Raw genomic sequence first — 13,489 nt, 5'->3', positions numbered from 1 at the left:
TTCAGGAAGTTTTGATTTATAAAATACTTGAAGGAAACTCATAATAAAGGAAATTTGGTAAAACGTCTGGGATTAATGGAGGCGCTGTATGCAAAAAAATAAAAATTTAATCAACCCAGTATTTATTATTTCTAGTGGAGCCATTTTACTTTTAGTAATTATTGGGGCAATAATACCGGAAAAGTTTAAGAATGTAGCGAACAGTGTCTTTCATATGACGACGGATTTTTTTGGTTGGTTTTACTTAATGGCGGTCTTTATAATCGTGGTTTTTCTATTTGGCTTGGCGATTAGTAAATATGGCACTATTCGATTAGGAGCAGAAGAGGGTCGCCCAGAATTTAGCTTTCTCACATGGATTTCTATGCTCTTTTCTGCAGGACTTGGGGTTGGACTAGTCTTTTGGGGAGTAGCTGAACCAATGAGTCATTATTTTTCACCACCTTTTAGTGACACAAAACCTCTTACGACAGATTCAGCCCGACTGGCAATGGGCTATTCATTCTTTCATTGGGGAATCAGCCAATGGTCAGTTTATGCCATATTGGGGCTCGTTATGGCGTATGTGCAATTTAACAAAAAAAGAAATATGCTCATCTCAACCGCCTTAGAGCCTGTAACGGGGAAAAATCGAGTCGTGAAGGGCACGATTGATATTTTAGCGGTTATTGCAACAGTTATGGGGGTAGCTACTTCTATTGGCTTGGGCGTGCTCCAAACAAATGGAGGTTTAAGCTTTGTCTTTGGTTTACCTAATACATTTCTCTTCCAAGTAGTCATTATTCTTATCATGTTTATTGGCTATATGTTATCTGCCACTACAGGCCTTCAAAAGGGAATGAAAATCTTAAGTAATGTCAATATGATGCTAGCGATTGTGTTACTGCTATTTGTTTTTATAACAGGTCCGACGGTATTTATAATGGAAACCTTTACACTAGCAATAGGCGATTATATTTCAAACTTTATTCAATATAGTTTAAGGATGCAACCGTATGTCGGGGGGACGTGGGTAAAGGATTGGACTATCTTTTATTGGGCGTGGGCGATAGCTTGGTCACCCTTTGTTGGTTCTTTTATTGCTCGTGTATCAAAAGGTAGGACCATTCGAGAATTCATTGTTGGCGTATTAATCATTCCTCCTCTTATTGCTTGTTTTTGGATTGCTGTTTTTGGAGGTACTGCCTTGTGGTTCGATTTGCATCAAGAAGCTCAAATTGCACAAACCGTTCATAACGATGTAACAGTGGCGTTGTTTCAAATGTTAGAGCATTTGCCACTTTCAACAGTAGCCTCTTTTATTGGGATTTTGCTCATTATTATCTTCTTAATTACGTCAGCCGATTCTGCTACTTTCATTATGGCCAGTATGACGACAAGGGGATCCTTAAACCCTACAGTACTGTCGAAGTTAGTTTGGGGTATATTAATGGCCTCTATTTCAGGTGTTTTATTGTATACGGGTGGGCTAGATGCATTACAAACGGCGTCGTTAATTGCCGCTTTACCATTTACGGTAATATTACTGTTGTTAATGATTTCTTATATTAAAATGATGAAGGATGAGATTATTCCGCTGAAGAAAAAAGACATTCAACGATTGAAGATAGCCAAAAAGCATCTTGAGAAAGAAGTAAAAGCTAAAGAAAAAAAATGAGGTCATAAGCTGTATTATTCTTTCATGAGTAATACAGTTTTTTTTGTGTTTATATACATTAAAGTGTATTAAAAATCATTCGTGGAGGTTAACTGAGCTAGTATTAGCAGAAATAAAAGATGCACCCATTATACATGAGGTGATGATTCAGGCATTTCAAGAGTATGCAGCGGCACCACCACCATCTAGTGCATTGAGTGAAACGGTAGAATCCATTGAACAGGGTATGCAGGCTGGTGAACAGGCTTTTAACAGTAGTAGGCTACCATAGAGATACTAAAACTATTCAGCCAATTTTAGTGGATGGATGGAGCATAGGCCTTGGCGGGCCCGCAAATGGAGCAGATGCTCATAGACCTTCAAGCGTAAAAATTCCTAGTCCTGGAGAATGGGCAATTTTACTGTATACAAATGGTAAATACTTTGATACGTTGATTTATGATATTCAGGAATAATAGTGACCTAAAACACTTTGGAAAAGTAAGAGGATATAGAAATGGAGGAGAGTAATTTGATCGATTTTGATTTACGATATCCAATTGGGGAGTTTCAATGTCCAACAGAAGTGACATCACAGCAAGTAAAAGAATGGTTGGAAGATATTCGTTTATTACCACAGCAGCTTGAAGAAGCATTAAGTGGAGCAAGTGAGCAGGAATTGGCAAAATCCTATCGTGAAAATAGCTGGACTGTAACACAGCTAGTCCATCATATTGCTGATAGTCATATGAACAGCTATATCCGCTTTAAGCTAGGTTTAACAGAGGACGAGCCAACTATTAAGCCATACAATGAAGCTGAGTGGGCACTGCTACCAGATTCAGAAATGCCAATAGCGACTTCTCTTAAACTAATCGAATGTTTACATGGACGTTGGGTTTACTTATTAACAAGCTTAACAGATGAACAATTACAACGAGCGTTTAATCATCCTGATTCAGGTCTGACAACATTGGAACAGGCAATTGGGTTATATGCATGGCATGGCAAACATCATTTGGCGCATATTCGGAATGCTTTGACGAAATAGTAAAAATGCGAAATAGGCGATTTCTTGAAAAAGAAATCGCCTATTATTTTTTAGTACAATGCTATCAATTTTTTCATACATGAAGGATATTTAAATTACTTTCTAGGTGATTGTATCGAGGCTTAAGCAATCGTAATACCTGCACTTGCAGTTCCTGTTAGAACTTGTGCAACAGCAACACCGGCAGTTGTAATAGAGTAAACCATTAATAAACGGTCTCCTGTTACGACTGGAACTGGTGCTACGTTCGCAGAAGCGAATGAAGTTTGGCCTAATGCTATGGCACCAGTAAATGCTGGAGCTAAGTTGACAGTTGCTGTTGTTGCAGTGAACACAGTGCTACCTGCAGGAGCGCGGTAAACTGTTGCAGTTACGGTTGTTGTTCCAATTAAAGCAATAGCTATTGTTGCAGAGAATGATGCAGAAATAGCCGTGATATTACCTGGACGAGGAACTGAGAATGCCTCTGTTACAACCCCAGATAAATCAATGGTATTTCCTAAAATTGTAACACCAGGTACTGCTGTACCAAATCCGATTAGACTCGGTGTTGCAATTAATCCAGTAACTAATGATGCTAAAACAACAGGTGTGACACCAGAAGAGAAAGGAATGATTGAGCCAGTTGCTTGAGGCGTAGTAATACATGCCGCATCAATCGCTACAAAAGGTCCTAATGCAGTACATTCACCATTGCCATTTTTTGAGCAACCACACATAGAATTATTTAAACACATTTTTACACCCCCTTTCTTCATTATTCTATTCATTTCAGATTAGGGGTTAAGGGCAAATATCTACTTCACCTATAAATTCAATGATTTCTTAAAGCCAGCTTTATTTGAAACATAAAGACATCCACTATGTATATTTACATACATAATGGATGTTTTATAAAATGATAAATTTAACTCCACCTTTTAAAAAAATCGAAAAATGAGTTTTTTCCCTTCTTATTTTCTTCAATTGGTGTGTTTACAGGATCAGGTTGCTTATTCTCTTTTTCAAGGGACGAATGAACCTCATAGACTTCTTCAGAATTATACACTTCAACATACTCTTCGGTTTCTAATGAAGGAGAATGATGTGTGTCAGCAGGTTCTGTTACTGATTCTGAAACAACTTGGTTTAGAGGCTCGTTAGCTATTGCCGAATTGTCTTGACTAACTGGCTCGCTAAGCATCCCCGAATGAACCTGTTCCAACGATTCTGTAGATACTTCAGAAATCTCATGATTGTTACGTTCATTTTTCGAATGCACAACCTCTATAGGATCATCTGTTTTTTCGGTTCCAGTACTCGATTCATGAACAATAGTTGATGGTAAATGATCTTTCTCGATGTCTTCTTCACTTAAAGTGAGCTGTACAGCAGATGGATCATAAACACTTACTGGAACTTCTTTTGCATCCGTGGCATTTTTAAAATGGAAGGTGGATTCAACTGTCGTGTTTCTGAATAAGCCATTGTATATATGGCTTGGATGCGTATTAATGGATTGAAAATACTGCTGATTAAAATGCCGCTCTTCAGGTTTAGTTGTCTGTCGATCATTATGAGGAGAGGAAGCGCCATTATTATTTACATTTTGTTGGTGGTTTGTGGCTTTTCCTGCCAAATTTTGTAATAATCTATAAGATGGCTGTGCTGATGTTATCGTAGTTTTATCTGCTGTCTGTATCATTCTAGGTTGTCTAGGTATGTGAGTAGCGGAAGTTTGAGAAGGCATTTTATTGGAGGGAGAAATGGTTGTAGTATCATTTCCTTCAACAGTTACTAATTTGTTTAAAACAGCTAAAATTTCTTGATTCATTTCTTCCATGGTTTGATTCAGAGACTCAATCTGAATGGACAGAAGCCTTATTTGATCATCATACCCTTTTATATATGAATTTTGTTTAGTATCCAATGTCTCTGTAATCCCCTCTAAATGTGCCATCTGCGTTTTTAGTCCATCAAACTCCTGCTTCATATAAAGAAAATCTTCAATTGACGATCCCATTTTTAATGAAGATAACGATTCTCTATAGGTTTCAATTTTTTGCCTTAAATTTTCAATTTCTTGAGTGGTATACAATTTTGACTCTTCCATTGTAGTTCACCCCTTTTCCATTATTAGTTTATTAAAAATATTGACTTTCTGTTACAAATATACCGGTTCATTCAACATTTTAGTTCTTATTATAAAGAAAGCACTGTAAGTAAAAATGTTTGCCGTTGATTTTTATAAATATCCAATGTAACTATTTATTAGCCCATGCACTTATAGCTGAAAAACATATGCTACAAACGAAAGATAAAAAACTTATGGAGGTGTCAAAAGGATGCAAGAACATATGCCATCCCAGGCGCAGGAACTGATTTGTATAAATGTTGATAAGGTATATGATTGGATTGTAAAGGAAATGTCATTTGATATTTCACCAACTGGAGCAATTACATTCCCAGGCGTAACACCAGCTACTGACTTAACTGGTGCTATTGTTACATGTCGTGTAATTCCAGCAGCTACAAATCCAATTGTGATCCTAAACCGTGAGAATCGCCAATTCTCTATCGATGGATCAACTGTTTGTCTTCAACATTTAAATATTCAAAAGAATTTCATTCTTACGATCATAGTTACATTACCAAATGGAACAATGTTCACAAGCGCTGAAATTCCTGTTTCACGCTGTGAGCAAGTGACATTATGTGCACCTAAGGGTACAGATGTAGAAATTCTATATACAGATTTAGATTGCTTCGTATGTACGACTGGTACACTAACGCCTGCAGCAGGTGCGATTACGTTTTCTGCGTTAACAATTACTGTTGCTGTTTGCCAAAGCATTCAATCAACATTCCCAGTTACTGTGGAATTCTTAGCAACTTTCTGCGAACCAAGAGCAGATTTACCATTCACATGTCCAACTGCGGTTCGTCCACAACAATGCCCAGTTATTTTCCCAACTGTTGGTTAATAGTGCTAACAAATAGAGGAAAGTCATATCATGAAGAGAGGGTTATCCTCTCTTTTTTTTTATGAACCATAGTAAGGGGGCATTAAGTGATAACACGGATAGAAGACAAGATACAAGCGGTGAAAGAACAGACAAACACATATGTACAGGAAATTAAAAAGCTGGTAGAAGAGCTAGCAGTGCCAAATAAGGTTAATCTTATTAGTTATTTTACATCCTCGTTCAATATATCCTATGATTCTGAGCAAGAAAGTCTATGTTTAGGATCCTATCATATTCGTAATATTGGGCATACACCCGTCACCAATCCATATTTATGCATTAAATTACCGAAAGATTCTCCGTTTTATTTCTCAGGAAGGTATGTCCACGAAAATTTTACACCTACTTTAAAGACGCAGGGGCAAAGTAATTGGGAGCGTTTTAATGACAAATCGAGCAAAGAGGAATACTGGCTGAGACCAATAGGGAAGTCCACCATCGAACCAAATGAAACGATTTCATTTACCAATTTTCAAATTAAATGGTCCCATAATTTATCTTATTCTGGCACTATTATGGGTTTTACATATTGTGATCAGCTAACTGATGGTGTGCTTGTGTTAAACCCAATTAATCTCAATGGCATTAGTCCAACACAGGAGGAAAACAATGGGGGATCATGAAAAACAAGAACTTAATAGCGTAATCCAACAATTGCTGAAGGACCAGCTTAACCGCCGTAATGTACAAGATAATAGTTTTGCCTTTCTTGAAAAAAATACATTACAACAATTAATTGCTTATCTTGTCTCTGGGGAAAAAAGTGAAAAATTTGAACAACATGATCATCCAGAACTACAAAAAAAGTGGTTAAAACAACTGGATGAAATGTTAGAAGACAGTAAAGCACAGTTTGAAGAAGTCATTGAAATTCTAAAAAGTTTTTCAGGCTAGGAGGTGCAAGGATGGACAACGATATTGTCAAAAACAATGATCCTCTACAGCTCCAACAAATGATTATTTTTTTAAGGGCCGAATTAGCCAAATATAAAAATGAAGTGAAAAGGCTTAGGGATAGTGATTATTATGCATTAGTGCTACGTCTTGAACGGGAGAATATACAATTAACAAGGCTCAGAAAAGATCTTTCGATGGAACTATTAAAGTTGAAGAGAGATTTTGATAAGGAATTGGAAGCATATGATGAAGAGTTACAAAAGCGAGAGCTCCAAAGAAAAAAACAAATTGCTTCGATAGAGTCTTTATTAAAGGAACTAAGCGAGCTGCGAGCAGAAAATAAGTTATTAAAGGAAAACATTGATGTATCTATCGAAGAAACAAACTATAAGTCAATGATGGAGGCGTTAGATAAAAGATTAAATGACTTTACTATCGTTACAGGTGGACAAATGGAACGTATTTTAGAGACGATAGAACAATCATATAGAAACAAAGTAGAGACGGATAGCCTTTATGAACAATTAGTAAAAGAATTAGAAACGAAAAATCTAGAAATAGAAAAACTTACTAATGAGATAAAGGGCTATAAAAATCAATCTGATGATAGTAGAGTAAAAATGAATGAGTCTATAAATATAGACGAGCAGATTGATTTTCGATTACGAATGCTTGATGAACTCGATCAAAAATTGAACGAGCTCGCATTCGAAATAAATAGAGAATAGATGGTATACAAATACTGTTTCAAAAGAGAGTAAGCCTTCCTCTTTTGAAACAGTTATTTTTTAGGGCAAGGTTGCTTGGTCCAAAAAACATTCAAATTAATTAACTACTGCCTAAGTTACTTTGTTTCACGATGTAAAGTAACTCGTTTTAAGCGAGGGGAATACTTTTTAAGCTCCAATCTCTCTGGATTAGTACGTTTATTTTTCGTCGTGATATAGTTTTTATCACCAGTTTCCGTGCAGGCTAGTGTTATTTGTACGCGCATAAATATGCCTCCTTGTAAATAGTAATTATTACGATTTAAACAATATATTTTAGGGTGTAAATTGTCAAGTTTATTTTTTCATGTGATTAAAAGCTTTGCATTTTGAAAATATATATGTTTTAATTACAAATTGTAAATAGTAATGATTACGATTTAAGGAGTTGGAGAGAGAATAATGAAAATACCTGTAACTGTATTAAGTGGATATTTAGGTTCTGGTAAGACCACGATGATGAATCATGTATTGCAAAACGAAAAGGATTTACGTGTTGCTGTTATTGTGAATGATATGAGTGAAATTAATATTGATGCTGAGCTTATTGCAAATGGCAGCGGGATCTCACGAACAGAAGAGAAATTTGTGGAGTTATCCAATGGCTGTATTTGTTGTACATTGCGAGAAGATTTATTACAGGAGGTGGAACGTCTTGCGAAGCTTGGCAATATTGATTATATATTGATTGAATCGACAGGTATTAGTGAGCCGATTCCAGTTGCACAAACATTTAGCTATTTAGATGAAGAGCTGGGCATAGATTTAACGAGATTTTGTCAATTGGATACGATGGTAACAGTTGTAGATGCGCATCGCTTTTGGCATGATTTTCAATCGGGAGAGAGTTTATTAGAGCGTAAGGAAGCAATTGGTGAGTTAGATGGAAGGGATGTTGCAGACCTTCTTATTGATCAAATAGAATTTTGTGATGTCCTTGTATTAAATAAGTGTGACTTAGTTTCAATAGAAGAAGTAGAACGGTTAGAGCGTATACTACGCGCATTACAGCCCGAGGCAAAAATAATCCGAACGGTTAGTGGTGAAATTGATCCTGCTGAAATTTTAAATACAGGTCGTTTTGACTTCGAACGTGTCTCAGAATCAGCTGGCTGGTTAAAAGAATTAGAGCTTGGTCATGAAAACCATATGCCGGAGACGGAGGAGTACGGCATATCTTCATTTACCTATACAAGTAGAAAACCATTCCATCCAATGCGCTTTGTCGAGTGGTGTGACCAAATGCCACCATCAATTGTGCGAGCAAAGGGAATTGTTTGGAGTGCAAAGCATCAAGACGTAGCATTATTGCTATCACAGGCTGGTTCATCTGCAAAAATTGAACCTGTTTCTTATTGGGTAGCGGCACTACCAAAAGCTCAGCAGGAAGATGTCTTCCTACAAAGTCCGGAGGTGTTGGAAGATTGGGATAGCGAGTTTGGAGATCGCATGACCCAACTTGTTCTTATTGGTATAGACTTAGATAGAGAGCGTATTATCAAACAGTTGGACAGCTGTTTATTAACAGATGAAGAGTTTCGTAATCCTTGGGAACGACTACAAGATCCGTTTAACTGGGAATGGCATTCATAAAAAGAAAGAAGATTTCGGCTACGATTCCGAAATCTTCTTTTCAAACACACGATTATAATTAGTAGCATCTCGTAATGCCTTTTCTTCTATCGGAATTCGTACAGAAAGCATTGTAATATTTAATAGTGTAAAACAAAACGCCGTGAAATATGCCTGAAACATAAGAGGTAGAAGGAGAATTTCCAAACAAACGACAGCATAGTTAGGATGGCGCATAATTTCATAGGGACCTTTACGCACGACTTGTGCATGAGGTAGAATGAGAATTTTTGTATTCCAAAACGTTCCTAAAGAACGGATACACCATATACGCAATGCCTGAACGGCTACAAATAAAATAAAAAATAATGGGAATAAGGGCGATATACCATTGTGATTGGTTACTACTTCAACAATTAGAAACAAGAAGAAACTAATATGCATAGTGACCATATAAGGGTAGTGGGAGTTACCAACCTCATAGGCTCCCTGAGCAATCATCCATTTCTCATTTCGTTTAGCAATGACAACCTCTGTCAATCTTTGTAGAATGACAAGCGTTACAATTAGATAGAAGATCATGCTACTCCCTCCAGTTTAGTAATACAGCTTCTGCACAAAAACCAGGGCCAAGAGCGACGAGTAAACCTGTATCCTCCACTTGTCCTTCATGTAACATAAATTGTTCTAACACATATAACACGGTTGGCGATGACATATTACCATGCTGACGTAATATTTCCCGAGAAATGTCGGTTTTTTGAGAAGAAAGATAAAGCGTGTCCTCATAGGCTTTTAATACTTTTTTTCCTCCAGGATGTGCAATAAAATGAGTAAGCTGTTCACTGTAAATTCCTTGTTCCAGTAAAAATTGTTCAATATATGGTCCAAGCCAACTAGTAATAATAGCCGGAATGCTTTTTTGGAAAATGACATGAAGCCCATTATTTTTAACGTCCCATCCCATTACATTTTCTGAATCAGGCATCCATTTAGAGCCTGCCGCCAAAATAGATGGTGATGGTTTTTTTGTATCAATCATGATTTCATCGCCACATACGAGAATACAGGCGGCACCGTCAGCAAAAAGTGAAGCACCGATTAAATTACTTTTAGAAAAATCATTTGGCTGAAAAGTGAGGCTACATAGTTCAACACAAACAACAAGCACTTTTGCATTAGGGTGTGCTTTACAAAAATCATAGGCTCTGCTAACACCTGCTGCTCCTCCTGCACAGCCTAATCCCCATAGCGGAATACGTTTCAATTGATCGGAAAAAGGAAGCTTGTTCATCACACGAGCGTCAATGCTAGGTGTTGAGATCCCCGTACTGCTTACAAATATGATGGCATCGATTTCTTTAGGAGAAATGGGTGAATGTAAGAAGGCTTCATTTTGTAAGCATGCCTGAATGACGCTTACACTGTATTGTGTGGCTAGTTCAATATATAAACCATTACGCTCCTCAAAGGAGTGATTTGTACGATGCCACTCAGGTGGTACACAAAAATGACGTGTTTCAATTCCGCCATTATCGAAAACCTTTAAATAGCGCTCTAGTTTTGGGATTTTTTCATAGAAAAGCTCCTTTGTAAGCTCCTCTGCATTTGATTGCTGTAATGTGTAAGGTGGTTGATGTGTGCTAATAGAAATGATTTTAGGCAATTCAACATCTCCTCGCATTTATTGGTCTTGTACATTCTATGCGTGAAGGAAGGAGATACATGCTAATAATATTTTATTTGACAATTCCCTAAATTTTATATATATTGGAAACAACTAAATGGAAAGTAGGTGATGTGACATGATGAATAAATCTATTTTTAGCGAACTGCAATTCGGTTTGTTTCATTTCACACGCCTAAAATATACAAAGCGACGTCGTGCATAGCTCGAGGTATTTGTATATCCTTTAAACGTGCGTGTGAAACCTTGTAACTGCCGAATTGCGCAGATACAAGGTTTTTTTATCGTGGTTCAAATTTTCTGAATCAAGATAATTGCTTCTGGCGGAAGTCTGCACAGAAGCGTCATGGAAACGTACCTTTAGGAGGAAATTAATTTGAATTTAACAACATTAGGTTTTACAAAATATTTTGAAGAGCAAATGTTAGAAATGAAGAAACAGTCTAAGTTTAAAAATTGTGTGCCTGCGAGGGTTACTTTAGAGCATAAGCATTCCTATCGAGTGTTAGCTCAGGAAGGGGAATGGCTTGCGACCATAGCTGGCCATTATGCCTATACATCTTTAGCTCGTGAAGACTATCCCGCAGTGGGCGATTGGGTGCTAGTAGAGAAAATGCCTGGTGAGGAACGAGCAATTATTCATCAATTATTCCAACGAAAATCAGTCTTTTCTCGAAAAGTTGCTGGTCTGGAAATCCAGGAACAGATTGTTGCATCGAATGTGGATATTGTGTTACTTGTCATGAGCTTGAATGCTGATTTTAATATTCGCCGTTTGGAACGATATTTAGTAGCTGCCTGGGATTCAGGTGCAAAGCCCATTATTGTTCTAACAAAGGCGGATTTATGCGACGATGCATCAAGCTTAGTGAAGGAAGTTGATTCAGTAGCATTTGGAGTAGATGTTTTCGTAACGAGTGCCATTTCTGGAGAAGGCTTAACGGAAATTCAGGCCTTATTTACAGAAGGAGTTACTGGGGCATTACTGGGCTCCTCTGGTGCAGGGAAATCTACATTAACGAATGCTCTGTGTGGCGAAATGCTGATGAAGGTATCAGACATACGTGAAGACGATGCTAAAGGACGTCATACAACGACTCACAGAGAGTTAGTGATGTTACCTTCTGGCGGCTGTTTAATTGATACGCCGGGAATGCGTGAGCTACAATTATGGAATCAAGGTGATAGTTTATCATCTAGCTTTCAAGATGTTGAGGAATTAGCAAAAGCTTGCCGTTATCGTGATTGTACCCATCAAAAAGAGCCGTATTGTGCAGTACAGCAAGCTATTGCAGATGGTGAACTTGATCAAAATCGTTTACAAAGCTATTTTAAGCTACAAAGAGAATTGGCTTATATGGAACGCAAAACAAATGTGCAGGCAAAGCTCGAGGAGCAACGTAAATGGAAGCAAATTTCTAAAGGCGTTAAAAAGGGAAAAAAATAAAGAGGAGCACACAAACACATATGACCATACAAAGCATAAATCATCTACTATTTTCAGTGTCTGATCTAGAGCAATCTATTGCATTTTATGAAAATGTTTTCGATGCCAAGTTACTTGTAAAGGGAAACACACAGCCTATTTTGATGTAAATGGGCTGTGGCTTGCCCTCAATGTTGAAAAAGATATACCGCGCAATGACATTCAATATTCCTATACACATATCGCTTTCACGATCTCTGAGGATGAGTTCGATAAAATGTATGATAAATTGGTACAATTGAAGGTTCATATTTTAGATGGCCGACAAAGAGATGAAAGAGATAAAAAATCAATTTATTTTACCGATCCTGATGGACATAAGTTTGAATTCCATACGGGGACTTTACAAGATCGTTTGGATTATTATAAGAAGGAAAAGTTACATATGGAGTTTTTTAATCATTAATCAAGGAGTGATTTTGTGACGAAAGCTTTTATTTTTGATATGGATGGCACTTTATTTCAAACAAATCTTATTTTAGAACCTGCGCTGGATGCCACATTTGATGTGTTGCGTACAAAGGGCTTATGGCAGGGAGAAACACCTATTGAAAAATACCGTGAAATTATGGGCGTTCCTTTACCGGTTGTATGGGAGACTTTATGTCCAATGCATTCAGTAGACATACGTGAGGAGAGCAATGTGCTATTTCATGTAGAGTTGACCGACCAAATCCGTAGTCGTAAAGGTGCGCTTTATCCACATGCTGAGCAAACCCTTGCTACATTGTCGAAAAGCTATCCGTTATACATAGCGAGTAATGGACAGGTTGACTATTTACAGGCAATTGTTGAAACCTATCAATTAGAGCAATTTATAAAGGGGACTTACAGCATTCAATCCATTGCAAGCGGACATAAATCAGATTTAGTTAAAAAAGTAATGCAAGACAATGGGATTCAGGACGGGGCGGTAGTTGGAGATCGTTCATCCGATATTCAAGCTGCCCACGATAATGAGCTACTCTCAATAGGTGTTCGTTTTGACTTTGCTCAGGATCATGAATTGCAACAGGCACATATTGTAATAGATGATTTAACGGAGTTATTAAACATAGAAATAGGCTAATCATGATAAACACATTAACATATGAGTGAGCGTTTTGAAAAAATGGAAGCGACCTTAACGACAATTATTGCATTTCATCGCAATAAAGCGTAGAATAGTGCCAATCCTATAGATAATGCATTGAAAAGGAAAAGTAAATAGGAACAGCATTTTGTAGAGAGCCTCTGTTGGTGGAAATGAGGTAAATGAATCCTTTTGAAAATGACCTTTGAGCTTCGTACCGAAAGCTTTTTAGCAAGTAGATTACGACGAGATGGGCACTCGTTACAACGGCGGCAGTATCTCATATTTAAAAAAAGACGTACTGAATGAGGCAAAT

Annotated in this window: 16 protein-coding genes, 1 pseudogene and 1 other annotated feature (1 of these 18 only partly in view); of the genes and pseudogenes, 12 read left to right on the top strand and 5 right to left on the bottom strand. The window is 37.3% G+C overall.

Features of this window, described 5'->3' with window-relative positions; all coding sequences use genetic code 11:
* Positions 1 to 88 precede the first annotated feature (88 nt).
* From AC1Q6O_RS15195 to AC1Q6O_RS15180, 4 genes are all read left to right on the top strand, one after another.
* On the top strand, positions 89 to 1,657 hold the full coding sequence (locus AC1Q6O_RS15195) for a BCCT family transporter (RefSeq protein WP_090002072.1): 1,569 nt from the start codon (positions 89 to 91) through the stop codon (positions 1,655 to 1,657).
* A 142-nt stretch (positions 1,658 to 1,799) separates the two neighbouring features.
* Positions 1,800 to 1,928 carry a hypothetical protein gene (locus tag AC1Q6O_RS15190; RefSeq protein ID WP_258870082.1) on the top strand — a complete coding sequence of 43 codons (129 nt, stop codon included), beginning with the start codon at positions 1,800 to 1,802 and terminating at the stop codon, positions 1,926 to 1,928.
* Positions 1,894 to 2,112 carry a hypothetical protein gene (locus tag AC1Q6O_RS15185; RefSeq protein ID WP_090002071.1) on the top strand — a complete coding sequence of 73 codons (219 nt, stop codon included), beginning with the start codon at positions 1,894 to 1,896 and terminating at the stop codon, positions 2,110 to 2,112. The genes AC1Q6O_RS15190 and AC1Q6O_RS15185 overlap by 35 nt, the downstream gene beginning before the upstream one ends.
* A 41-nt stretch (positions 2,113 to 2,153) precedes the next feature.
* Positions 2,154 to 2,687 (top strand): YfiT family bacillithiol transferase, encoded by a 534-nt coding sequence (locus tag AC1Q6O_RS15180; RefSeq protein WP_090002069.1) that lies wholly within the window; start codon positions 2,154 to 2,156, stop codon positions 2,685 to 2,687.
* A 122-nt stretch (positions 2,688 to 2,809) separates the two neighbouring features.
* Here the strand turns inward: AC1Q6O_RS15180 and AC1Q6O_RS15175 are convergent, their stop codons facing one another.
* Both AC1Q6O_RS15175 and AC1Q6O_RS15170 read right to left on the bottom strand, forming a co-directional pair.
* The gene (locus tag AC1Q6O_RS15175; protein ID WP_089985825.1) at positions 2,810 to 3,424 is read right to left on the bottom strand and encodes an exosporium glycoprotein BclB-related protein; all 615 of its coding nucleotides are present in this window, start codon (positions 3,422 to 3,424) and stop codon (positions 2,810 to 2,812) included.
* 170 nt (positions 3,425 to 3,594) lie between these two features.
* On the bottom strand, positions 3,595 to 4,779 hold the full coding sequence (locus AC1Q6O_RS15170) for a hypothetical protein (protein ID WP_089985824.1): 1,185 nt from the start codon (positions 4,777 to 4,779) through the stop codon (positions 3,595 to 3,597).
* A gap of 232 nt (positions 4,780 to 5,011) precedes the next feature.
* On the opposite strand from AC1Q6O_RS15170, the gene AC1Q6O_RS15165 reads away from it, so the two are divergent.
* From AC1Q6O_RS15165 to AC1Q6O_RS15150, 4 genes are all read left to right on the top strand, one after another.
* Entirely contained in the window at positions 5,012 to 5,650 is a 639-nt protein-coding gene (locus AC1Q6O_RS15165; protein ID WP_089985823.1) for a BMQ_0737 family morphogenetic spore coat protein, read from the top strand.
* Between the two features lie 86 nt (positions 5,651 to 5,736).
* The gene (locus AC1Q6O_RS15160) at positions 5,737 to 6,315 is read left to right on the top strand and encodes a hypothetical protein (protein ID WP_089985822.1); all 579 of its coding nucleotides are present in this window, start codon (positions 5,737 to 5,739) and stop codon (positions 6,313 to 6,315) included.
* Positions 6,302 to 6,586 (top strand): hypothetical protein, encoded by a 285-nt coding sequence (locus AC1Q6O_RS15155; protein ID WP_089985821.1) that lies wholly within the window; start codon positions 6,302 to 6,304, stop codon positions 6,584 to 6,586. The genes AC1Q6O_RS15160 and AC1Q6O_RS15155 overlap by 14 nt, the downstream gene beginning before the upstream one ends.
* A gap of 11 nt (positions 6,587 to 6,597) precedes the next feature.
* Complete coding sequence (locus AC1Q6O_RS15150; protein ID WP_089985820.1) at positions 6,598 to 7,317, top strand: hypothetical protein; 720 nt, start codon at positions 6,598 to 6,600, stop codon at positions 7,315 to 7,317.
* Positions 7,318 to 7,433: 116 nt separating this feature from the next.
* Here AC1Q6O_RS15150 and rpmG read toward each other — a convergent pair whose 3' ends face one another.
* Positions 7,434 to 7,583: a 50S ribosomal protein L33 gene (gene rpmG, locus AC1Q6O_RS15145; RefSeq protein ID WP_008175287.1), complete on the bottom strand. Its 150-nt coding sequence runs from the start codon at positions 7,581 to 7,583 to the stop codon at positions 7,434 to 7,436.
* 172 nt (positions 7,584 to 7,755) lie between these two features.
* Between rpmG and AC1Q6O_RS15140 the strand changes: the two genes are divergently transcribed.
* Complete coding sequence (locus tag AC1Q6O_RS15140; RefSeq protein ID WP_170844099.1) at positions 7,756 to 8,949, top strand: GTP-binding protein; 1,194 nt, start codon at positions 7,756 to 7,758, stop codon at positions 8,947 to 8,949.
* A gap of 18 nt (positions 8,950 to 8,967) precedes the next feature.
* Here AC1Q6O_RS15140 and AC1Q6O_RS15135 read toward each other — a convergent pair whose 3' ends face one another.
* The gene (locus AC1Q6O_RS15135) at positions 8,968 to 9,510 is read right to left on the bottom strand and encodes an isoprenylcysteine carboxyl methyltransferase family protein (protein WP_089985818.1); all 543 of its coding nucleotides are present in this window, start codon (positions 9,508 to 9,510) and stop codon (positions 8,968 to 8,970) included.
* Position 9,511: 1 nt separating this feature from the next.
* The gene (locus tag AC1Q6O_RS15130) at positions 9,512 to 10,594 is read right to left on the bottom strand and encodes a type III polyketide synthase (RefSeq protein ID WP_090002067.1); all 1,083 of its coding nucleotides are present in this window, start codon (positions 10,592 to 10,594) and stop codon (positions 9,512 to 9,514) included.
* Between the two features lie 397 nt (positions 10,595 to 10,991).
* Here AC1Q6O_RS15130 and rsgA point away from each other — a divergent pair, with 397 nt between their 5' ends.
* The 3 genes and pseudogenes from rsgA (at position 10,992) to AC1Q6O_RS15115 (ending at position 13,170) form a co-directional block, all read left to right on the top strand.
* Complete coding sequence (gene rsgA / locus AC1Q6O_RS15125) at positions 10,992 to 12,062, top strand: ribosome small subunit-dependent GTPase A (RefSeq protein ID WP_008175282.1); 1,071 nt, start codon at positions 10,992 to 10,994, stop codon at positions 12,060 to 12,062.
* Between the two features lie 20 nt (positions 12,063 to 12,082).
* Positions 12,083 to 12,507: pseudogene (gene fosM / locus AC1Q6O_RS15120) on the top strand (FosM family fosfomycin resistance protein).
* A gap of 15 nt (positions 12,508 to 12,522) precedes the next feature.
* A complete protein-coding gene (locus AC1Q6O_RS15115; RefSeq protein ID WP_090002065.1) occupies positions 12,523 to 13,170 on the top strand; it encodes an HAD hydrolase-like protein in 648 nt (215 codons plus the stop codon).
* Positions 13,171 to 13,281: 111 nt separating this feature from the next.
* Positions 13,282 to 13,489, top strand: a binding site (T-box leader) (it continues 53 nt past the right edge of the window).

The sequence above is a fragment of the Lysinibacillus sp. GW823-FHT06C08 genome (assembly GCF_058795135.1).
The sequence above is the reverse complement of the archived record's forward strand: the minus strand, read 5'-3'. Positions and strand labels throughout refer to the sequence as shown.

Bases quoted from the DNA above. Each gene is read 5' to 3' on its own strand.
- AC1Q6O_RS15195 (WP_090002072.1), top strand. From the start codon at position 89: ATGCAAAAAAATAAAAATTTAATCAACCCAGTATTTATTATTTCTAGT.
- AC1Q6O_RS15190 (WP_258870082.1), top strand. From the start codon at position 1,800: ATGATTCAGGCATTTCAAGAGTATGCAGCGGCACCACCACCATCTAGT.
- AC1Q6O_RS15180 (WP_090002069.1), top strand. From the start codon at position 2,154: ATGGAGGAGAGTAATTTGATCGATTTTGATTTACGATATCCAATTGGG.
- AC1Q6O_RS15175 (WP_089985825.1), bottom strand. From the start codon at position 3,424: ATGTGTTTAAATAATTCTATGTGTGGTTGCTCAAAAAATGGCAATGGT.
- AC1Q6O_RS15170 (WP_089985824.1), bottom strand. From the start codon at position 4,779: ATGGAAGAGTCAAAATTGTATACCACTCAAGAAATTGAAAATTTAAGG.
- AC1Q6O_RS15165 (WP_089985823.1), top strand. From the start codon at position 5,012: ATGCAAGAACATATGCCATCCCAGGCGCAGGAACTGATTTGTATAAAT.
- AC1Q6O_RS15155 (WP_089985821.1), top strand. From the start codon at position 6,302: ATGGGGGATCATGAAAAACAAGAACTTAATAGCGTAATCCAACAATTG.
- AC1Q6O_RS15150 (WP_089985820.1), top strand. From the start codon at position 6,598: ATGGACAACGATATTGTCAAAAACAATGATCCTCTACAGCTCCAACAA.
- rpmG (WP_008175287.1), bottom strand. From the start codon at position 7,583: ATGCGCGTACAAATAACACTAGCCTGCACGGAAACTGGTGATAAAAAC.
- AC1Q6O_RS15135 (WP_089985818.1), bottom strand. From the start codon at position 9,510: ATGATCTTCTATCTAATTGTAACGCTTGTCATTCTACAAAGATTGACA.